This is a genomic window from Oscillibacter valericigenes (genome assembly GCF_016902445.1).
GTDB lineage: Bacteria > Bacillota > Clostridia > Oscillospirales > Oscillospiraceae > Oscillibacter > Oscillibacter avistercoris.
The window spans coordinates 1-19,707 of record NZ_JACSNX010000018.1 but is presented as its reverse complement, the minus strand read 5'-3'; the positions used below and the strand labels follow the sequence as shown (position 1 = coordinate 19,707).

Genomic DNA, 19,707 nt, shown 5'->3' with positions numbered 1-19,707 from the left:
CCGGCTGCGGGAGATGAGGGAGGATGGAAGAATGAACAGAACGAGGCAGTTCGTCCTTGCAGTGATGACAGCCGCTCTTCTGACGGGCTGTACGCAGGCGCCGGTACAGACGGATCCTGCACAGGGGGCAGGGCCTGCGGAGCCCGCTGTCCCGGCGGAGCAGGCGCCTGCAGCGGACGCGGACCGCGGCGGCCAGGCACAGACCGGCCAGGATGGGGCCGTCAGCCGGGAGGCGGCGCTGGCCGTTGCTCTGGAGAATGCCGGCGTACCGGCGGCAGATGCCTACAACATCCGGACGGAGCGGGACGAGGAGAGCGGTATCCCCGTCTACGACATCGAATTTGAGACCGACTATGGGGACTATGATTTTCAGGTCGCCAGATCTGACGGCCAGATCGTGGGCGCGGACTACGAAGTGGACGAGGAGTGGCTGGATACGCTGGACGGGACGCCCGTCACCGCAGAAGAGGCCGGAGACCTGGTCCTGGAGAAGATCCCGGGAGCCGAGAAAGAGGATGTCCGGATCTGGGAAGAACAGGAGGACGGCCGCGGCCGGTATGAAGGCGAGGCTTTCTCCGGCGGACTGAAATACGAGTTTGAGATCGACCCCCAGACCGGACGCATTTACGACTGGAATGCGGACCTGCGGGAGTGAACGGCAGGGACCGGAGCAGTGCGCCGTGCCGGAGGCGGGGATCCTCTTCGCCTCCGGCACAGCTTTGCGCTGCGGGGAAGGGCGAAAAAAATCCCGCCACAGCGTGGCGGGATTTTTGAAACTCTGATGCAAAGATCAGCGCTTGGAGAACTGGGGAGCACGCCGCGCGGCTTTGAGGCCGTACTTCTTGCGCTCCTTCATACGAGGATCGCGGGTCAGGAACCCGGCCTTCTTCAGGATGGGACGGTTGTCCTCGCTGGCCAGCAGCAGGGCGCGGGCGATGCCGTGACGCAGGGCGCCGGCCTGGCCGGACACGCCGCCGCCGGTGACGGTGGCCACAACGTCCATCTTGCCGGTGTTGCCGGTGGCCTCCAGGGGCTGACGGACCACCATCTTCAGGGTGTCCAGACCGAAATACTCATCGATGCTCCGGCCGTTGATGGTGATGGAGCCGGTGCCGTTGGGGAACAGATGGACGCGGGCCACGGAGGACTTCCGCCGGCCGGTGCCATACAGGTAGGGCTTCTTGGACTGATACATGCTTCAAACTCCTCCTTATTCCGCGTCCAGAGCGATGGGCTTCTGGGCCTGCTGCTCGTAGTTGGCGTCCGCATAGATGTGCAGCCGCTTCAGGGATTCCTTGCCGATGGTGTTCTTGGGCAGCATGCCCCGGACAGCCACCTTCATGGCCAGCTCGGGCTGCTCCTCCATCAGGATGCGGTAGGGGGTCTCCTTCAGGCCGCCGATCCAGCCGGAGTGGGTCCGGTACATCTTCTGGGTGCCCTTCTTGCCGGTCAGCACAGCCTTGCCGGCGTTGATGATGATGACATAGTCACCGCAGTCGGCGTTGGGGGTGAAGGTGGGCTTGGTCTTGCCGCGCAGCAGATCGGCAGCCCGGACGGCGGTCTTGCCCAGGGGCTTGCCCGCAGCGTCCAGGATGTACCACTTACGCTCGATGTTGGCCTTGTTTGCCATAAAAGTGGACATGGTGTTTCCTCCGTATATTGAAATTCTTTGCTTTGCTTTACAAATCAAGAGCTCCGGGTTACAATCGGAGCAAGGATATTTATACCACGGCGGACGGGGAATGTCAACGGGAATTTCATTTAACCGGTACAAATCTTTTGATTCCCCCTGATATCTCTTATTATCTCCTGATTGCTCACATTTTATTTTGAATTTTTGGAAGGGGTGCCCCATGAGACGGAATGCCCGGGAACGCTGGATCTTCTGCGCCGTCAGCTTTGCGCTGCTTCTCTGCGCCGCCACGTACCGTCCCGCGATCGATGGCAACAGCCCCGGGGAGATCAGCCGGTTCCTCCGCTGGGAGATGGCGGACCGGGGGATCGGTCCCATCCAGCTGCTGGCGGTGGAGGACGAGGGGGCGGACCGCTTCGCCGTGTTTCAGGGCGAAAAGAGACCGGACGAGCGTTATCTCGTCCGGTTCCGGCAGAATGAAGATGGGGAATATGAAGCGGACGGGCATCCAATGTGGATGTATGGCCCGTACCCGGTGCGGGGCGTTTACTCCCAGGCTCTGGACGGCGATGGTGAGGTCTGCTTCGCCGTCTGGAACGAGTCGGAGACGCTGGCAGAAGTCCGGCTGCAGGTGAACGACGCCCCCGAAGCGGATGTGCCCATCCCGGCGCCTCCGTCTCTCACCATCTGGAGACTTCAGGTCGCGGGAACAACAGAATGGCGGCTGGAAGACCGGTACTTTGACACGGCGGGAAATATGCTTCCATAAGAATATGTACCCTACAGCACCCACTGGACCAGCAGCAGAAGCACGAACCCCGGCAGGCCCAGCACCCCGATGACCAGGGCGTTCCACAGATTCAGCCCCAGGGCGATGCCGGTGAGGCCCGCTGTCAGCCGCACCGCGCCCAAGGCCAGGAAGCCCATCAGGGTGTTCAGCAGCAGCTTCAGCGCCAGACGGAAGGGGGAGCGGAACACCCGGATCAGGGCCACCAGGAAAAATCCCGCCAAAATGGCGGCGAGGATCTTCTGATTCAGGTCCATGCGGCTGGTCCCTCCAGTCCGGCGGCTGCGGCCGCGTCGGGGCTCCGCTCCTTGATGGCGCGGATCAGGTAGTTGCACCGGGCCTTTACGGCACTGATCTGATAGACGCAGGACTCCACCAGCTCCGGGTCCAGGGCCTGGTCGAACTGGCGGTAGGCCTGGGCCAGATCCCCCTGGGCCTCCAGCAGCTCGGCCTTCAGGGTCAGCAGCTCCGGGTCGGGGCGGGCGGATTTTTTTGTAAAGACGGTTTTCATGGCAGCGTCCCTCCTATCCATATTCTTACGGGGAGTTTGGACAAATATGCCAGGTTTCATACAGGGAGGCAGGAAGAACATGCCAACGGAACAGGAACATTTCATGGCCCAGGCCCTGGCTCTGGCGGAGGAAGCCGCGGCGGCCGGGGAGGTGCCCGTGGGCTGCGTCATCGTCCGGGACGGCGAGATCGTGGGCCGGGGCCGCAACCGGCGGGAGGAGAAGCAGGCCACCGCCTCCCACGCGGAGATGGAGGCCATCGCCCAGGCCAACGCCGCCCTTGGCACCTGGCGGCTGGAGGACTGCGAGTTATATGTGACCCTGGAGCCCTGTCCCATGTGCGCCGGGGCCATCCTGAACGCCCGCATCCGCCGGGTGTGGTACGGCGCCCGGGACGAGGCCTTCGGCGCCTGCGGCGGGGTCACCAATCTGTTTATGGAGGGATTTCCCAACCGGCCCGCCCTGGTGGGGGGGATCCTGGGGGAGGACTGCCGCCGGGTGCTGGCGGACTTCTTCGCCGGCCTGCGGAATAAAGAAAAAATCGACCCTCAGATTTGATTTAATTGTTTTGTAACAATTGATGCTGGTTTGCTTAACAACTCTCTAGTATCTTAATACTTGCAAGAGACAAAACTTCTTTTCATCCAATCTTCCAAAAAATAGGGAACAGGGCTAGCCGCCAGGCTGGCCCTGTTCCCTTTCTGAAGGCGTTCCGCGCCGGAAATTGTAAACAAACAGAAAATCCCCGCCGGAGGAGGTGCCTTCGGCGGGGATCTTGTGATAAACTGTCAGGTGTTGTCCCAGGGGGCGGCCAGCACCGTCGTCCGCTGGAGCAGGAACCCGAACAGGGTCAGGGCGCCGCCCAGATAGAACAGCAGCCGGGCCGGGTCCGGCCGGTCCGCCAGCGCGGCCAGGCAGAGGGCAATGGCCAGCGCCGTGTAGACGGCAAAGCGGCGGGTCCGTCCTGCCCGGAAGGCGAAGGAGGACAGCCGGTAGAAGGCCAGGGTCAGAAAGACCACTGCCAGCAGCTCCGGGTAGTAGTCCGCCAGGGACGGGTCCACAGACACCGCCCGATAGGTCAGCACCAGCCGCACCACCAGGCAGCAGACGGGCACCAGCAGCAGCGCGCCCTGGAAGGGCCTGCGGGGCTCGCTCTCCGGCCGCGCGCGGCAGGCGGGGACAGCGGGGAAGAGGCTGGCGGCCGTGAGCAGAGAGAGCACGCCCACCAGCAGATGCTCCCGGCCAGAGAAGAGCTGGTTCCCCTCCCCGGTCACAAAGACGGTCACCATCTCACCGCCGCCGGTGAGGGCGCTGGCGCCGGAGAAGCTGAAGAGCAGATCCAGCGCGCCGGAGGCCGCCAGCAGGAAGATGCCCATCACCGCCGGAGTCAGCAGTCCGGCGGAGGCAACGGAGAAGCCGGCGGGAAACAGGGGCGGGTCCTCCCGGTCCGCGGGAAGGATCGCCCGGGCCGCCAGCAGGCAGACCGCCGCCAGAACCACAAACCAGATTACCAGCAGCACGGCATACAGGTTTCCGGGAACGGGAAGGCCTGTGTCCGATTCGAATCCGGTGCTGCGCTGGAGCAGCCGCAGCAGAAACGCCCCGGCGCCGCCCGCGGCGGCCAGCAGGGGCCAGAGCACGTATTTTTTCATAGGAGCCGATCTCCTTGCATGACAGATTTTCGAAAGTCAGTATAACACGGGAAAACCCATTTGTCCATGCCGGTCTCATTTTCCGCCGTCCGGGCGCATACAGTGAAGGGACAGGCCCGCAGACGGGAAACGAAAGAGGAGGAGAAACATGAGACGCCATTCTGACCTTCACCAGAGCGCCGCCATCTCCGCGGTGCTGCTGGTGCTGCTGTTTGCCCTGCCCCTGGCGGTGGTGGTGCCCTTTCGGACGGAGCTGTTCTCCGACGATCCCACTGCCGTGGAGTCGGAGCGGGAGCCCTTTCAGCCGGGGGACCTGGATGCGGAGATGGTGCTGAAGGTCCTGGTGGGAGACACGGTGGAGGAGATGTCCCTGGGGGAGTACCTGGTGGGCGTGGTCCGGGCGGAGATGCCCGCCTCCTTTGAGCCGGAGGCGCTGAAGGCCCAGGCAGTGGCGGCCCGGACCTACACCCTGTACAAGATGCAGACCGGCGGCAACCACGGAGACACGGCGGACATCTGTACGGACTCCACCTGCTGTCAGGCGTACATCTCAGAGGAGAATGCCCGGAACAACTGGGGCGATGCCGCCGACGAGAACGAGGCGAAGATCGAGACCGCCGTCCGGGAAACGGACGGGGAGACCATCCTGTACGGCGGCGTGCCCATCCTGGCGGTGTTCCACTCCTGCTCCGCCGGGCAGACCCGTGCCTCCGGCCAGGTGTGGGTCAGCGACCTGCCCTATCTCCAGGCGGTGGAATCGCCGGAGCCGGCGGACAGCATCCCCAACTACTACAGCCGGGTGGAGTTTACGGCAGAGGAGTTCCGGCAGAAGGTGCTGGCCTCCTATCCGGAGGCGGACCTCTCCGGCGATGTGAGCAGCTGGCTGCAAAACGCGGTGACGGATACCGCCGGCAGCGTGGAGACGGTGGACGTGGGCGGTGTGACCATGAAGGGCAGCACCCTGCGGAGCGTCCTGGGCCTGCGGTCCGCCTGCTTTGAGTGGGAGGCGGAGGACGGCAAGCTGATATTCTACGTCACCGGCTACGGCCACGGCGTGGGCATGAGCCAGTACGGCGCTAACCAGATGGCGAAGGAGGGGGCGGGCTACCGGGAGATCCTCACCCACTATTATACCGGCGTCACCGTGGAGCCCTACACCGCCGCCGCAATGGGGTGACCCTTTACAAAAAAGCCGGTCTTGTGGTAAAATACAATATTCAGAAACAAGGTCCCTGGGAAGGGGGAAGCCATGAGACGAAAGCTCGCCGCGCTGCTCCTGTGCCTGCTGCTGGTGTTCCAGATGTCAGCAGTGCCGTCGGAGGCGGCCGGAACAGTGTATTTCACTGCTGTGAATAAAAACGTCCTGTCCCTGTCGGACGCCACCATGCCCTTCTGGTCCGGCGGGTATCTGTACGTGCCCAGCACCATCTTTACCGGCGTGGGCCGGGATCTGGGCGTGTCCTATTACCCCAACATCGCCAAGCAGACCGTGCTGCTGTATGTGGACGACACCATTTACAGTTCCCTGGTGTTCGACCTGAACAAGGACTACGCCATCGACAACGAGGGCAATATGTATTTCCAGAAGCCCATCCAGCGGGGAGGCGTCATCTTCCTGCCCATCTCCCTGATCGCCCGGTGCTTCGGACTGCTCTACTCCACGGTGGAGGTGGACCGGGGCTACCTGGTGTGGGTCCGCAATCCGGACATGGACATGGAGGAGCGGTACTTTGCCGACGCCGCCAGATCCCGGATGGATTATGAATACAGCCAGTATCTGCGGAATCAGGGCACCGCGGCGGAGGAGACCGTTCCCGAACAGTCGGAGCCGTCTGTCGTGACGGGCCAGCGGATTTACCTGAGCATGGAGGCTGCGGAATCGGCGGCCGTTTCGTCCCTGCTGGACACGCTGGACCGCTATGACGCCCAGGCCGCTTTCTACTGCACGGCTGGATTCCTGGAGGAGGCCGGTGATCTGCTGCGGCGGATGTCCGCCGCCGGACAGGCCATCGGGCTCATCGCGGACGCTGCGGATGACCGCCCGGTGACGGAGCAGCTGGAGGCGGGGAACCGCCTGCTGTCCCAGGCCGCCAGTGTGAAGACCCGTCTGGCCTGGATCCGGAACGCCACGGCGGAGGCCGTCGCGGAGGCGGAGGCGGCAGGGTTCTGCTGCCTGACGCCGGACCTGGACCGGTCGGCATATCCGCTCAGCAGCACCGGTGCGGCGGACACCCTGTTCCAGCGGGTGACCAGCCGGTCCGGGGCTGTCACTGTCTGGCTGGGAGACGGCGCAAATGCCGCCGGCCTGGGCTCGTTCCTGTCGGCGGCGGAGGCGGCGGATGACCGCTGCCTGGCCATGACAGAGACGGTTTCCTGAGAACTTTTCCAAGATTTACAGAATATTCAACATACGCCCACGGGAGCGGATATAATAAAAAGTAACAAAGCAGGAGGATCGTGCTCCTGGCGGTGATGCCGCCCGGACGGGCACCGCACGCGGCGGAACAGAGACATATCGAATTGGGAGGGAGCGCCATGGGCCGCAACATCCTGGTCGTGGAGGACGACCGCAATATCTGTGACCTGATCCATATGTACCTGGTGAAGGAGGGCTTTGACGTCCGCATCGCCGGAGACGGCGGAAAGGCCATCGAGGAATTCCAGAAGCAGGTGCCGGACCTGATCCTGCTGGACATCATGCTGCCGGTGATGGACGGCTGGGCCGTCTGCGCCAAGATCCGGGAGACCAGCAAGGTGCCCATCATCATGCTGACGGCCAAGGGCGAGGTGTTCGACCGCATCCAGGGCCTGGAGATGGGGGCGGACGACTACGTGGTCAAGCCCTTTGAGATGAAGGAGCTCATCGCCCGCATCAACGCCGTCCTGCGGCGGACGGAGATCCCCAACGACACCAGCAAGCGGCTGACGTTCGACAAGCTGGTGATCGACCTGGACTCCTACGAGCTGATCGTGGACGGGAAGAAGATCGACACGCCCCCCAAGGAGCTGGAACTGCTGTACCATCTGGCCTCCACCCCCAACCGGGTGTACACCCGCAACCAGCTGCTGGACGAGGTGTGGGGGTTCGACTACTTCGGCGACAGCCGGACAGTGGACGTCCACATCAAGCGCCTGCGGGAGAAGATCGAAAACGTCAGCGACCAGTGGGCGCTGAAGACCGTGTGGGGCGTGGGATACAAGTTCGAGCTGGCAGGCGCCCCGGGCGCGAAGGAGAGCTGACGTTTTCCCGGGGCAGCGCCCCGGGCGCCGCGGCAGCGGCGTCAAGCGGCCCGGAGGGCCCTTGGGACTGACGGGATTCACTTCCGGCAGGCCTGTTTGAAAAGGGGCCCCCGGGGACCCACGGTCCCTGGGGAGACAGCGACCAGTGGGCGCTGAAGACCGTGTGGGGCGTGGGATACAAGTTCGAGCTGGCAGGCGCCCCGGGCGCGAAGGAGAGCTGACGAGACCGCCTGCAAAGGCAGCTGCCTTTGCAGGCGGAAAACCGGGCAGGGAGGTCTCATGAAAATACGACTCGCGCGCATCGCAAAACGGATCCATAGCAAGTTCAGGGGCCTGTACTGGCGGCAGATGTTCGTCACCGTCGGCATGGTGCTCCTGACACTGTTTTTGCTGGGAGCGTCCTTTTTCTCCCTGAGCTACAGCTATGCCCGCGGCCGGGAGGACGAGGATCTTGCAGCCCAGGCCCAGGTGGTGGGACAGCTTTCCGTCAGCTATCTGGAAAACGGCCGCTATCTGGACATGGAGGAGCTTCAGAACGAGCAGGACTTCCAGCGGCTGGCGTCCTTTGCCGCCACGGTGTCAGAGGTGGATTTCATGATCTGTGACGTGGACGGCCATGTGCTGCTGTCCACAGACGCGTCGCTCAGCGGCCTGGTGGTGACCATGCCGGAGGACATGACGGCGGAGGTGCTGAAAGAGGGGATCAGCTCCCGGCGGACGGATGTGGACGGGCTTTACGCCAACAAGCGGTTCGTGGTGGGCGTCCCGGCAGTGAGCGCGGATTCCAAGGAGCCGGTGGGCGTGATCTACGCGGTCTCTGTGACCACCTCGCTGGACAACATGTGGTCCGGCTTTATCGGCCTGTTTTTCATGACGGCGTTCGTGGTGCTGATGATCTCCTTCATGGCATCCTCCATCACCACCATGCGGCAGATCCAGCCCATCCGGGAGATGGCCAGGGCCACCCGCCGCTATGCGGAGGGGGACTTTGACATCCGCATGAACGACTACGGCCGGGACGACGAGCTGGGAGAGCTGGCCGCCTCCTTCAACAACATGGCGGAGAGCCTGCAGCAGACGGAGCGGCAGCGGCGGGAGTTCATCGCCAACATCTCCCACGAGCTGAAGACCCCCATGACCACCATCGCCGGCTATACCGACGGCATTTTGGACGGCACCATCCCGCCGGAGAACGAGCGGCAGTATCTGCAAATTATCTCCGACGAGAGCCGGCGGCTGAGTCGCCTGGTGCGGCGGATGCTGGACGTGAGCCAGCTGCAGGCCATGGACCCCCTGCGGGAGGGCAAGCACTTCGACATCTGCGAGAGCATGCGCCGGGTGCTGATCTCCATGGAGCGGAAGATCACGGACCGGAATCTGGACGTGGACGCCGACATCCCCGAGGAGCCCATTCTGGTGCTGGGGGACAAGGACATGATCACCCAGGTGATCTACAACCTGCTGGAAAACGCCACCAAGTTCGCCCGGGAGGGGTCTACCCTCTATCTGGGCGTCACCAATATCGACGGAAAGGCCCGGGTGACGGTGCGGAACGTAGGCGAGACCATCCCTGCGGAGGAACTGCCCCTGCTGTTCGAGCGGTTCCACAAAAGCGACAAGTCCCGCAGCGAGGACAAGGACGGTTACGGCCTGGGGCTGTACATCGTCAAGACGATTTTGGAGCAGCATAAGGAAAAGATCAGTGTGACCAGCGAGGACGGCGTGACCACGTTCTCCTTCTCCCTGGCCACGGAATGAGGCGTGCATGGAGGAAAAAGAGCAGTTGATGTCCCAGGGACCTGAAGAGGTGGTGGAGACCTACCGGCAGCCGGTGCCCGGCGAGGTGGTGGAGCGGTACAGCCGTCCCCTGCCGGGGCGGATGACGCCCCCGCCGCCGGCGGAGCGCCGGAAAAAGCGCCGGACAGGGCTGTGGATCTTTCTGATCTGCCTGACAGTGGCGGTGGGCATCGGAGCGGGACTGTGGATCTGGGACATCTTTTTTGCGGACGATCCAAAGGACCCCTTTGAATATGACTATGACTTCGGGTGGGAGGAGGATGCCTCCGCCTCCCAGGAGATCACCATTCCCACCTATCCCACCGGTGAGGGCGTGGTGCTGGAAGTGGAGACGGACCACGGCCCGGAGCTGACTGCCCAGGAGATCTACCAGCGGGTGAACCCGTCGGTGGTGACGGTGCTGGCCCAGCTGGACGGCAGCGTGTCCGTGGGCACCGGCGTCATCTTCCGGTCTGACGGCTATATCCTGACCAACCACCATGTGCTGGCCGGGGGCAGGGACTGCTCCATCACCCTGGACACGGGGCAGAGCTATGAGGCCCGGTATGTGGCCGGAGATGAGCGGAACGACCTGGCGGTGCTGAAGGTGGAGCTGACGGGCCTGCCCGCCGCCACCTTCGGAGATTCCGACCAGCTGGCGGTGGGGGACCGGGTCTACGCCATCGGCAACCCCCTGGGCGTGGAGCTCCGCGGCACGCTGACGGACGGCATCGTCTCCGCCATCAACCGGGACGTGTGGGTGGACGGCCGGACCATGACGCTGATCCAGACCAACGCGGCGCTGAACTCCGGCAACTCCGGCGGCCCCCTCATCAATGCCTACGGCCAGGTGGTGGGCATCAACACCATCAAGATGAGCTCTTCCTACTCCAACATCGAGGGGCTGGGCTTTGCCATCCCCTCCGCCTCCATCCGGCGGCTGGTGAACGACCTGCTGACCTATGGCGAGGTGCAGCCGGAGCCCACCTTCGGCGTGACGGTGAATCAGCTGGGCACCTGGCTGGAGGAGGACCTGCGGGGCATCCAGGTGATCGATGTGACCGCCGGCTCCGCTGCCGATCTGGCGGGGATCCGGACGGGGGATTTCATCCTCTCTGCCGCCGGTACGCCGGTGAACAGCAGCCAGGATCTGCTGCGGGTGCGGCGGGGGCTGTATGTGGGCGACCAGGTGACCATGGAGATCTGGCGGGACGGCCAGCGCCTGGAAGTGACACTGGAACTGAACGACGCCGCCTCCTGAGATGAAAAAAGACGTGACCTGTTTTCAGGTCACGTCTTTTCCTTCTTTGCCGGCCAAAGCAGGCTGACGCCGGAGAGCAGCAGATACACGCCGAAGGGCCTGCGCAGCACCTCCACATCCAGGCCGGTGGCGATCCAGGCCCCTGCCAGGGCGGCGGCCAGGGCCGCCGGGATGGCATTTTTGAGGGTGGGCCTGTCCAGATAGCCGCTTCTGGCGTGGCACACCAGAGCAGAGGCGGCGGCAGGCAGGAAGAACAGCAGGTTGATGCCCTGGGCCGTCCGCTGGTCGATGTCCAGGAAGAGGGTCATCACCAACAGCAGCAGCGTGCCGCCGCCCACGCCCCAGGCGGAGAGGATGCTGGCCCCCAGACCGCAGAGGAAGGGAAGGATCCAGTCTGTCACAGCAGATATTTCACCCCCGCATAGAAGAGAAAGGCGGCGAAGAGCCACTTCAGCCACCGGATGGAGATCTTTCCGTACAGCTTCCCGCCGATCCAGCCGCCCGCCAGGCCGCCCAGAAGATAGGGCAGCGCCGTCAGCAGGGAGAGCTCCCCGCGGAACAGGTACACGGCGGCGGACACCAGGCACACCGGAAAGATGACCCCAACGCAGGTGGCGTACAGCTTCCGCTGGTCCAGGCGGCCCCACCGGGAGAGGATAGGCAGAAAGACCATGCCGCCGCCCCCGCCGAAGAGGCCGTTGGCCAGTCCCGCCGCGGCGCCGGCGATCCGGGCCGGCCAGTGATGCTCCATGGGATCCCGCCTTTCTCTGGGTATGTAAGCGGCGGGCTTCGGGACCGGGAAGGCGCCCGAAGCCCAGCGAGGGATTTATTTCATCTGGAAGCTCTGGCAGTCGGTGCACTCCACCTTGGTGGGGTTGGTCTCATGGGTGCCCACGGTGATGGTGTTCAGACCGCAGTAGTTCTGGTCCTGGCAGTGGTGGGCGCAGTTGGTGACCGTGCACTTGATGCTCTGGTTGGGGGTGCAGGCGCAGCCGTTGTTGGTATTCGTCATAACAAAAGATCCTCCTGCGTGAAAAAATGAGTGGCTTTCGCCGCCCTCTAGTGTGCGCAGGAGCGGGCGGGTTATGTACGGCCCCGCCGGGGTAAAAATTTGTCACAGGCGGGATCCTCGACCTCCCGGAGCTTGATCCGTGGATGATAACAGTGGCCGAAGGCCGTGGGGACGAAGCTGCCGTTTTCCCGCCTGGTGTAGTGCCGGAGAAAATACTTGCAGTCTAAGCAGATGGGTGAATATGACATTTGGACACCTCCTTTGTCTCATTATAAATCAATGCTATTTTGATATCAATATGATATCAAAATGAATTCTTATATTTAGCAAAAATCGTGCTAAGATAAACCATCCAATAAGGCGGGTGGACGATATGCCAAATTATTTTTCTCCATTTTCTTTGCGCGTTTCAGAAGAAATGATTGGAAAAATAAAAATCATTGCGGCGAAGAATCACCGCTCGGCAAATAAAGAGATGGAAGTTGCTCTGGAGCGGTATATTGCCGCCTATGAACAGGAGCACGGACCAATAGAAGTAAAAAAAGAGGAGCCGTAAGGCTCCTCTTTTTGTTTCTTCTTATACGCCCAGGATCCACGTGGCGAACCGGAAGTAGATCAGCAGAGACAGCGCGTCCACAATGGTGCTGATGAAGGGCGAGGCCATCACCGCCGGGTCGAACCCGATCTTCTCCGCCAGAATGGGCAGGGAGGCGCCCACCAGCTTGGCGCAGGCCACCGTCCCCACCAGGGTGCAGCAAACCACCGCCGCCACCGCCGGCGTCACCGCCGGATTGCTCAGCAGCCAGCAGTCCACCGCGATCATCTTCACGAAGTTGGCCGCCGCCAGACACACGCCGCAGATCAGCGCCACCCGGCACTCCTTCCACACCACCCGCAGCAGGTCGCCGAACCGGACCTCGCCCAGGGACAGGGCGCGGATCACCGCTGTGGAGGCCTGCGTGCCGCTGTTGCCGCCGGTGCCGGAGAGCATGGGGATATAGGACGTGAGGATGGGCACCGCCGCCAGGGAGTTTTCAAAGTGGGTCAGGATCATCCCCGTAAAGGTGGCGGACAGCATCAGCATCATCAGCCAGGGGGTCCGGGCCTTCCAGGTCTCGAACACGCCGGTCTTGAGATACGGCTTGTCGCCGGGCAGGATAGCGGCCATCTTCTCGATATCCTCGGTGACCTCCTCCTGCAGGACGTCCATGGCGTCATCCACGGTGACGATGCCCACCAGCCGGTTCTCCGTGTCCACCACTGGCAGGGCCAGAAAGTCGTACTTGTTCAGGGTCTGGGCCACATCCTCCTGGTCGTCCAGGGTGTTGGCGGAGATCACATGGGTGTCCATGATGTCTCCGATGATGTCGTCCTCCTCGGACAGCAGGATGGTCCGGATGGAGAGATAGCCCAGCAGGTGCCGGCCCTCGTCGATGACATAGCAGATGTTGATGGTCTCCTTGTCCGGGCCGGTGCGGCGGATGCGCTTCAGGGCGTCCTCCACGGTCATGGTGGCCTTCAGGTCCACGTATTCCGTGGTCATGATGCTGCCGGCGCAGTCGTCGGGGTACTTCAGGATCTCATTGATGCTTTTGCGCACATCGGGATCGGCGTGGCGCAGGATGCGCTTGACCACATTGGCGGGCATCTCCTCCACGATATCCACCGCGTCGTCCAGATACAGCTCGTCCAGCACTTCCTTCAGCTCGGTGTTGGAGAAGCTCTGGATCAGCATCTCCTGCTCCTCGGAGTCCAGCTCCACGAACACCTCCGCCGCCTGCTCCTTGGGCAGCAGGCGGAACACCATGGGCACCTTGTCGTCCAGCTCCATGAAGAGCCCCGCGATGTCCTGCGCCTCCAGCGGCAGCAGAAGATCGCGCAGCTCGGCATAGCGTTTTCGGGAGATCAGATCCTCGATTTTTTCCAGCAGCTCGTCCCGCTGCTCGTCCTGCTCCAGCATGTGCGCGTCCTCCTTTCCGCCGATCCTCTGCAAAAACAAAAAAACCCGGCCGCTCCCGTCCGGTGCAGTCGGAATTTTCCGTGTCAAAACAGAGACGCCGCATCAGCGGGCCCTGCTGCCGTTCAAGCTTTAGCTTCACAAGGCAGTGAAATCACGTTAGATGATACCTTCGTGTTCGATAGCACCTGTTCAAACCCTCTCATGATGTCTCCATCACTCCGCGGCAGCGATCCGTATCCCTGTGGTAGCCTTACCTACCGGACGGTATGCAGTTTTTCCAAAACTCTTTCTTCATATTATGCCAAAATTTTCCCCATGTCAAGGCGGCGTGAAGAACTCGTGCAAATTTTACAGGCCCGTGGGCCGGGCCTCATCTCCATTTTACAAATGGGAATTTCCCTTGTGAACAGAGGCAGCCCGTGGTATAATAAAGCGTTCCAGATCCATGCCCGCGGACGGGCAGTTTCAGCGGAGAGGAGGCCCTTCATGGGCATACACGACGGACACCGGGAAAAGATGCGCCGACGGTTTCGGGAGACGGGGCTGGAGGGCTTTGCAGACCATGAGGCGCTGGAGCTGCTGCTGTACTATGCCATCCCCCGGCGGGACACCAACCCCATCGCCCACGCCCTGATGGACCGGTACGACTCTCTCTCCGCCGTGCTGAACGCCCCGGTGGAGGATCTGCAGAAGGTGGAGGGCATCGGGGAGAGCGCGGCGGTCCTGCTGTCCCTGGTGGCCAGGATCAGCCGCAAGGCCCGCCTGGCGGATGCCGCCCAGGAGACGGTGCTCAACTCCTCCGAGCGGGCGGGCACCTACCTGCTGGAGCGATTCTCCGGCGAGACCCGGGAGCAGGTCTATCTGCTGTGCCTGGACCGGAAGGGGAAGCTGCTGGCCTGCAAGCGGCTGGCGGACGGAGACGTGGCCAGCGCCGACCTGAACATCCGCAAGGTGGTGGAGACAGCGCTGCTGACCTCCGCCAGCGCCGCCATCCTATCCCACAACCACCCCAGCGGCGTGGCCCTGCCCTCGGCGGACGATGAGGCCGCCACCCGCCAGGTGCGGGACGCCCTGCGGACCATCGGCGTGGAGCTGGTGGACCACATCATCGTGGCGGACCAGGACTTCGTGTCCATGGCGGACAGCGGTCTGCTGGGATAAAAGGGGAGCAGGCTCCCCCTTTAGAACCCCCACCACCAGTCTGCGGACTGGTGAACGCGCCCAAGGCGCTTGGGTCAGGGTATTTTCGGCAGGTACACGCCCTGCCGAAAATGATTTCAATTTTTTGATCTGCCGGAGGCAGATTAACTGGGGAAAACCGGAGGTTTTCCCCTAGTCCCTTTTCCCGGGGTACGCTACTGAACATAAATATCGAACAAATGTTGCAAAAAGATGGCGGGTGTGGTAGGATGGCCGTGGCTGAAAATCTGTTTGTTGGGTGGAGGGTCTGCTGCAATGCCGAAATTTGAAGTTGTTTCTGAATACCAGCCCTCCGGCGACCAGCCCCAGGCCATCGCCAAGCTGGCGGAGGGCATCGAGAACGGGCTGAAGGAGCAGGTGCTGCTGGGCGTCACCGGCTCCGGCAAGACCTTCACCATGGCCAAGGTCATCGAGGCCGTCCAGCGGCCCACGCTGGTGCTGGCCCACAACAAGACCCTGGCCGCCCAGCTGTGTGCCGAGTTCAAGGAGTTTTTCCCCAACAACGCGGTGGAGTACTTCGTCTCCTACTACGACTACTACCAGCCGGAGGCCTATATCCCCCACACGGACACCTATATCGCCAAGGACGCCTCCACCAACGACGAGATCGACCGGCTGCGGCTGTCCGCCACCTGCGCCCTGCTGGAGCGGCGGGATGTGATCGTGGTGTCCTCCGTCTCCTGCATCTACGGCCTGGGCGAGCCGGATGACTTCGCCAACCTGGTGGTGTCTCTCCGGGTGGGGGCGGAGTGGGACCGGGACGAGCTGCTGCGCCGCCTGATCGAGATCCGCTACGAGCGCAACGACATCGCCTTTGAACGCAACATGGTCCGGGTCCGGGGGGATACCGTGGAGATCTACCCCGCCTACTACCGGGACCACGCCATCCGGGTGGAGTTCTTCGGGGACGAGATCGACCGCATCAGCGACTTCAACCCTGTCACCGGCAGTGTGAACCGGGTGCTGAACCATGTGGCGATTTATCCCGCCAGCCACTATGTCACCACCAAGGACAAGATGGACAGGGCCATCCAGGAGATCCGGCGGGAGCTGGAGGAACAGGTCCAATACTTTACAGACAATAACCAGCTGGTGGAGGCCCAGCGGCTCCGCCAGCGGACGGAGTACGACATGGAGATGATGGCGGAACTGGGCTACTGCTCCGGCATCGAGAACTACTCCCGCATCATCTCCGGCCGGCCGGAGGGCTCCGCCCCCATGACGCTGCTGGACTTCTTCCCGGACGACTTTTTGCTGTTCGTGGACGAGAGCCACGTGACGCTGCCCCAGGTCCGGGCCATGTACAACGGCGACCACGCCCGGAAGGACTCCCTGGTGAAGTACGGCTTCCGGCTGCCCTGCGCCTACGACAACCGGCCGTTAAAATTCGAGGAGTTCGAGGGGCGCATCGGCCAGGCGGTGTTCGTCTCCGCCACGCCGGGCCCCTATGAGCGGGAGCGGGCGGACCAGGTGGTAGAGCAGGTGATCCGGCCCACGGGTCTGCTGGATCCCAGGGTGGAGGTCCGGCCCGTCACCGGCCAGATCGACGATCTCATGGACGAGATCCGCGCAAGAGCCGCCCGGGACGAGCGGGTGCTGGTGACCACCCTCACCAAGAAGATGGCGGAGGACCTGACGGAGTATCTGAAAAACGCCGGCATCCGGGTGCGGTACATGCACTCCGACGTCCAGACCATCGAGCGGATGGAGATCATCCGCAGCCTGCGGCTGGGGGAGTTCGACGTGCTGGTGGGCATCAACCTCCTGCGGGAGGGCCTGGACCTGCCGGAGGTGAGCCTGGTGGCCATCCTGGACGCGGACAAGGAGGGCTTCCTCCGGTCCGAGACATCCCTCATCCAGACCATCGGCCGGGCGGCCCGGAATGCCGACGGCCTGGTCATCATGTACGCCGACGAGATCACCCCCTCCATGCGGGCGGCCATCGACGAGACGGAGCGCCGCCGGTCCATCCAGGACGCCTACAACCAGGCGCACGGCATTGTGCCCAAGACCATCATCAAGGGCGTCCGGGAGATCCTGGAGATCTCCCAGACCGCCGAGGAGGACACCCTCCGGGCCCACAAGAAGCGCAAGCTGACGGAGCAGGAGCGGGCCGCGGAGATCGCCAGACTGGAAAAGGAAATGAAGGAAGCATCCAAGATGCTGGAGTTCGAGTATGCCGCTGTTTTGAGAGACCGGATCATCGAGCTGAGGGGAGAGAAGTGAGCGGAGAAGGGCGAAACAGGGCGTGCGGCGTACTCGAACCGCCGGGAGTCCGGCGCACAAGTGTTTTGCCAGAGGCAAAACCTTGAACCGGACGGAATTCATTTCCGGCCGGTTGGTAAAATGAAAGGGCTCCCGCACGGCGGAGCCGTGTGGGAAAATACGCCGCTGTGCTGCGTGACCGGATCATCGAGCTGAGGGGAGAGAAGTAAATGCGCTGCGAATGGCTGGACGAATACCTGCTGTCCTTCCCCGGTGCGGAGAAGGACTATCAGCCGGTGTGGAAGATGTTTCTCTACAAGGTGCGGGGAAAACAATTCGCCGCTGTTTGTTCTCCGGGGGAGAACTACCGGACCTACGGCGGCCACGACCTGGTGAACCTGAAATGCGAGGCGGCGGAGGGCGAACTGCTGCGGGCCCGGTATCCGGATATCCTGCCGGGATTCTACTCGGACAAGCGGACCTGGATCTCCTGCCTGCTGGACGGGGATCTGCCGGAGGAGGTCCTGCGGGACCTGTGCAGCCGGTCCTACGCCCTGGCAGTGGAAAAGCTGCCCAAGTACGTCCAGCGGGAGCTGGCAGCCCCGCCCGCGGAGAACTGAGGTGCGCAATGGCGAAGAAAAAAGAGGAAAAGACCAACGTAATGCGGATCCTGGACCAGAAAAAGATCCCCTACACCGCCCGATTCTACGAGGACAGTGAGGGGCCGGAGGGTACCCGGGAGTACGGCGTCCACGTGGCCCAGGCGCTGGGGCAGGACCCGGCACGGGGCTTCAAGACGCTGGTGGCCCGGGGGGCCTCCAAGGGCATCTATGTATTCGAGGTGCCGGTGGCGGAGAGTCTGGACCTGAAGAAGGCCGCCCGCGCGGTGGGGGAGAAGTCCATCGAGCTTCTGCACGTGGCGGAGATCAACGCCGTCACCGGCTACATCCGGGGCGGGTGCTCCCCGGTGGGGATGAAGAAGCAGTACCCCACCGTGTTCCACCAGACGGTCCTGGATTATGACACCATCTACATCTCCGCCGGAAAGATCGGCGCCCAGGTGGAGCTGGCGCCCCGGGATCTGCTGGATCTGCTGGGTGCCCGCGCAGCGGACATCGTTTGAAAGGAGACAGACCCATGATTCAGGAAGCACAGGCAAAGCAGCTGCTGGAGGAGACCTTTGCCCGGATGAACCCCGGGGAGGCCATGGAGCCCGGCCGGAAGAAGTACGCAGAGCTGCGGGTCCGCCGGGCGGAGCGCCGGGTGAGCTGCACGGGCAACCTCTATCAAAAAGCCCGGGAGGCCCTGACGGAGCAGGAGACGGTCCTGGAGGAGGAGCCAGACAGCCGTCTGCTGCTGTCCACCGGCAGTGGGCTGGGGCGGCAGAACCCGGCCGTGGTGGAATTGGAGTTTGACGCCGATTCCGTGACACTGACCGCCTGGGCCAAGGAGGGCCTGATCCCCCAGCGGACGGCCCAGGGAGCCATCAAGGGCATGCTGGAGCTGCTGGGCCTGGCCCACAGGGAGAGGCCCAGGTGAAGTCCCAGGACAAAGGCGTCCGTGGACCACTGGAGATAGCGGCTGGAGAAGGCATCCAGCAGGCGGAGACGGGCCTCGCCGGTGAGGGAGAGGCTCTCTGCGAAGGACTCCAGGGACTTGGCGTCAAAGGTGCCGGCGTCCTGGAGGATGTCGGCGGCGTAGCCGTCGAAGAGGCGGAAATAGATGGGATTCATTGGGTCACCTCAATACAACATTTTATGATGTATTTATGGTACATCATAAAATGTTGTCTGTCAAGGAGAAATCCATGGAAACATTAAAAATATTCGGGCAGCGGCTTCGCACACTGCGGGAGGAAAAGCATCTGCGGCAGGCGGATATGGCGGAGGCGCTTCAGATCACCCTTGTCCATTATCAGAGAATGGAATATGGGAAGGTGAATATTCCGTCGCTGACACTGTGCTGTCTGGCGGATTACTTTGGAGTCACCACGGACTATCTGCTGGGGCGCAGCGAGCAGCGGAGTTGAATTGCGTTCGGCACTCCCTGAAAAGGGATGGGCCGCCGGACGGCGGCCTCGGAAGTCTGGCTCCCGCCAGGGGGGCTTGTCCAGCCAGGATGCACCCCCCATTTCTCTTTTGTCTTGCCAAAAGAGAAACGGGCCGTGCACGGTCCAAAGAGAAAAGCGTTAGGCGCGCTCCGGTGCAGTGGCCCTCCGCGCGCACGGGGGTCGACGTATCGGTGCCTGCTCCGATTTGGCCCGTCCTTCGGGCACGCTATGCTCTTCTGCGATTCCTGTAGCTGCCGACCCGTGGCGGATGGTGCCCAGGTCGTCGGGGTGCAAGGACGCATTTGACCAGCTTCTCTTTTACTGTCTCGCGCTGCGGCGCTCCCAGTATTTCCGTCACCAGTGTTCCAATGGTTCCTCCTTCCGCGCGTTCCGCTTGCCCGCAAGGGGCACGCCGCATCCGT

General features: G+C 62.8%; 26 protein-coding genes and 1 riboswitch. Of the genes, 16 read left to right on the top strand and 10 right to left on the bottom strand.

Annotated elements, in window-relative coordinates; genetic code table 11:
- Nucleotides 1-31 precede the first annotated feature (31 nt).
- Entirely contained in the window at nucleotides 32-655 is a 624-nt protein-coding gene (locus tag H9X91_RS10605) for a PepSY domain-containing protein (RefSeq protein WP_204804928.1), read from the top strand.
- 135 nt (nucleotides 656-790) lie between these two features.
- Here the strand turns inward: H9X91_RS10605 and rpsI are convergent, their stop codons facing one another.
- Complete coding sequence (rpsI, locus tag H9X91_RS10600; protein WP_204804927.1) at nucleotides 791-1,195, bottom strand: 30S ribosomal protein S9; 405 nt, start codon at nucleotides 1,193-1,195, stop codon at nucleotides 791-793.
- Nucleotides 1,196-1,210: 15 nt separating this feature from the next.
- Nucleotides 1,211-1,642: a 50S ribosomal protein L13 gene (gene rplM / locus H9X91_RS10595; RefSeq protein ID WP_204804926.1), complete on the bottom strand. Its 432-nt coding sequence runs from the start codon at nucleotides 1,640-1,642 to the stop codon at nucleotides 1,211-1,213.
- 211 nt (nucleotides 1,643-1,853) lie between these two features.
- Between rplM and H9X91_RS10590 the strand changes: the two genes are divergently transcribed.
- A complete protein-coding gene (locus H9X91_RS10590) occupies nucleotides 1,854-2,402 on the top strand; it encodes a hypothetical protein (protein WP_204804925.1) in 549 nt (182 codons plus the stop codon).
- 11 nt (nucleotides 2,403-2,413) lie between these two features.
- Here the strand turns inward: H9X91_RS10590 and H9X91_RS10585 are convergent, their stop codons facing one another.
- Entirely contained in the window at nucleotides 2,414-2,677 is a 264-nt protein-coding gene (locus tag H9X91_RS10585; protein WP_204804924.1) for a pro-sigmaK processing inhibitor BofA family protein, read from the bottom strand.
- A complete protein-coding gene (locus H9X91_RS10580; protein ID WP_204804922.1) occupies nucleotides 2,668-2,931 on the bottom strand; it encodes a DUF2508 family protein in 264 nt (87 codons plus the stop codon). The genes H9X91_RS10585 and H9X91_RS10580 overlap by 10 nt, the downstream gene beginning before the upstream one ends.
- Nucleotides 2,932-3,010: 79 nt before the next feature.
- On the opposite strand from H9X91_RS10580, the gene H9X91_RS10575 reads away from it, so the two are divergent.
- Entirely contained in the window at nucleotides 3,011-3,487 is a 477-nt protein-coding gene (locus tag H9X91_RS10575) for a nucleoside deaminase (protein WP_204804920.1), read from the top strand.
- Between the two features lie 230 nt (nucleotides 3,488-3,717).
- On the opposite strand, the gene H9X91_RS10570 is transcribed toward H9X91_RS10575, so the two are convergent.
- Complete coding sequence (locus tag H9X91_RS10570; protein ID WP_204804918.1) at nucleotides 3,718-4,581, bottom strand: hypothetical protein; 864 nt, start codon at nucleotides 4,579-4,581, stop codon at nucleotides 3,718-3,720.
- A 148-nt stretch (nucleotides 4,582-4,729) separates the two neighbouring features.
- Between H9X91_RS10570 and spoIID the strand changes: the two genes are divergently transcribed.
- The 5 genes from spoIID (at nucleotide 4,730) to H9X91_RS10545 (ending at nucleotide 10,858) form a co-directional block, all read left to right on the top strand.
- On the top strand, nucleotides 4,730-5,758 hold the full coding sequence (gene spoIID, locus H9X91_RS10565; RefSeq protein ID WP_204804916.1) for a stage II sporulation protein D: 1,029 nt from the start codon (nucleotides 4,730-4,732) through the stop codon (nucleotides 5,756-5,758).
- A gap of 72 nt (nucleotides 5,759-5,830) precedes the next feature.
- Nucleotides 5,831-6,958 (top strand): polysaccharide deacetylase family protein, encoded by a 1,128-nt coding sequence (locus H9X91_RS10560; RefSeq protein WP_204804914.1) that lies wholly within the window; start codon nucleotides 5,831-5,833, stop codon nucleotides 6,956-6,958.
- A gap of 158 nt (nucleotides 6,959-7,116) precedes the next feature.
- Nucleotides 7,117-7,821 (top strand): response regulator transcription factor, encoded by a 705-nt coding sequence (locus H9X91_RS10555; RefSeq protein ID WP_204804913.1) that lies wholly within the window; start codon nucleotides 7,117-7,119, stop codon nucleotides 7,819-7,821.
- Nucleotides 7,822-8,100: 279 nt separating this feature from the next.
- Nucleotides 8,101-9,579, top strand: coding sequence for a sensor histidine kinase (locus H9X91_RS10550; RefSeq protein WP_204804912.1), 1,479 nt, complete (start codon nucleotides 8,101-8,103; stop codon nucleotides 9,577-9,579).
- Between the two features lie 7 nt (nucleotides 9,580-9,586).
- Nucleotides 9,587-10,858, top strand: coding sequence for a S1C family serine protease (locus H9X91_RS10545; protein ID WP_204804911.1), 1,272 nt, complete (start codon nucleotides 9,587-9,589; stop codon nucleotides 10,856-10,858).
- Between the two features lie 29 nt (nucleotides 10,859-10,887).
- On the opposite strand, the gene H9X91_RS10540 is transcribed toward H9X91_RS10545, so the two are convergent.
- The 4 genes from H9X91_RS10540 to H9X91_RS10525 form a co-directional block, all read right to left on the bottom strand.
- On the bottom strand, nucleotides 10,888-11,259 hold the full coding sequence (locus H9X91_RS10540) for a TSUP family transporter (RefSeq protein WP_204804910.1): 372 nt from the start codon (nucleotides 11,257-11,259) through the stop codon (nucleotides 10,888-10,890).
- Nucleotides 11,256-11,609, bottom strand: coding sequence for a TSUP family transporter (locus H9X91_RS10535; protein WP_204804909.1), 354 nt, complete (start codon nucleotides 11,607-11,609; stop codon nucleotides 11,256-11,258). The genes H9X91_RS10540 and H9X91_RS10535 overlap by 4 nt, the downstream gene beginning before the upstream one ends.
- Nucleotides 11,610-11,684: 75 nt before the next feature.
- Nucleotides 11,685-11,870, bottom strand: a complete 186-nt coding sequence (locus tag H9X91_RS10530) for a DUF1540 domain-containing protein (protein WP_136891464.1) — start codon at nucleotides 11,868-11,870, stop codon at nucleotides 11,685-11,687.
- Between the two features lie 71 nt (nucleotides 11,871-11,941).
- Complete coding sequence (locus tag H9X91_RS10525) at nucleotides 11,942-12,118, bottom strand: hypothetical protein (protein ID WP_204804908.1); 177 nt, start codon at nucleotides 12,116-12,118, stop codon at nucleotides 11,942-11,944.
- Nucleotides 12,119-12,243: 125 nt separating this feature from the next.
- Between H9X91_RS10525 and H9X91_RS10520 the strand changes: the two genes are divergently transcribed.
- The gene (locus H9X91_RS10520; RefSeq protein ID WP_204804906.1) at nucleotides 12,244-12,426 is read left to right on the top strand and encodes an Arc family DNA-binding protein; all 183 of its coding nucleotides are present in this window, start codon (nucleotides 12,244-12,246) and stop codon (nucleotides 12,424-12,426) included.
- Between the two features lie 21 nt (nucleotides 12,427-12,447).
- On the opposite strand, the gene mgtE is transcribed toward H9X91_RS10520, so the two are convergent.
- Nucleotides 12,448-13,830, bottom strand: a complete 1,383-nt coding sequence (mgtE, locus tag H9X91_RS10515) for a magnesium transporter (protein ID WP_204804905.1) — start codon at nucleotides 13,828-13,830, stop codon at nucleotides 12,448-12,450.
- 106 nt (nucleotides 13,831-13,936) lie between these two features.
- Nucleotides 13,937-14,099, bottom strand: a riboswitch (M-box (ykoK) riboswitch).
- A 217-nt stretch (nucleotides 14,100-14,316) separates the two neighbouring features.
- Here mgtE and H9X91_RS10510 point away from each other — a divergent pair.
- The 7 genes from H9X91_RS10510 to H9X91_RS10480 all read left to right on the top strand — a co-directional run bounded on the left by H9X91_RS10510 (nucleotide 14,317) and on the right by H9X91_RS10480 (nucleotide 19,264).
- A complete protein-coding gene (locus H9X91_RS10510) occupies nucleotides 14,317-14,991 on the top strand; it encodes a JAB domain-containing protein (protein WP_204804904.1) in 675 nt (224 codons plus the stop codon).
- A gap of 294 nt (nucleotides 14,992-15,285) precedes the next feature.
- Entirely contained in the window at nucleotides 15,286-17,256 is a 1,971-nt protein-coding gene (gene uvrB, locus H9X91_RS10505; protein ID WP_204804903.1) for an excinuclease ABC subunit UvrB, read from the top strand.
- Nucleotides 17,257-17,465: 209 nt separating this feature from the next.
- Nucleotides 17,466-17,855, top strand: coding sequence for an MmcQ/YjbR family DNA-binding protein (locus H9X91_RS10500; protein ID WP_204804902.1), 390 nt, complete (start codon nucleotides 17,466-17,468; stop codon nucleotides 17,853-17,855).
- An 8-nt stretch (nucleotides 17,856-17,863) separates the two neighbouring features.
- Nucleotides 17,864-18,358, top strand: a complete 495-nt coding sequence (ybaK, locus tag H9X91_RS10495) for a Cys-tRNA(Pro) deacylase (protein ID WP_204804901.1) — start codon at nucleotides 17,864-17,866, stop codon at nucleotides 18,356-18,358.
- A gap of 14 nt (nucleotides 18,359-18,372) precedes the next feature.
- Nucleotides 18,373-18,774: a hypothetical protein gene (locus H9X91_RS10490; protein ID WP_204804900.1), complete on the top strand. Its 402-nt coding sequence runs from the start codon at nucleotides 18,373-18,375 to the stop codon at nucleotides 18,772-18,774.
- Nucleotides 18,771-19,055, top strand: a complete 285-nt coding sequence (locus H9X91_RS10485; RefSeq protein WP_204804899.1) for a hypothetical protein — start codon at nucleotides 18,771-18,773, stop codon at nucleotides 19,053-19,055. The genes H9X91_RS10490 and H9X91_RS10485 overlap by 4 nt, the downstream gene beginning before the upstream one ends.
- Complete coding sequence (locus H9X91_RS10480) at nucleotides 19,043-19,264, top strand: helix-turn-helix domain-containing protein (protein WP_204804897.1); 222 nt, start codon at nucleotides 19,043-19,045, stop codon at nucleotides 19,262-19,264. Before H9X91_RS10485 ends, H9X91_RS10480 begins: the two co-directional genes overlap by 13 nt.
- The last annotated feature ends 443 nt before the right edge of the window (nucleotides 19,265-19,707 follow it).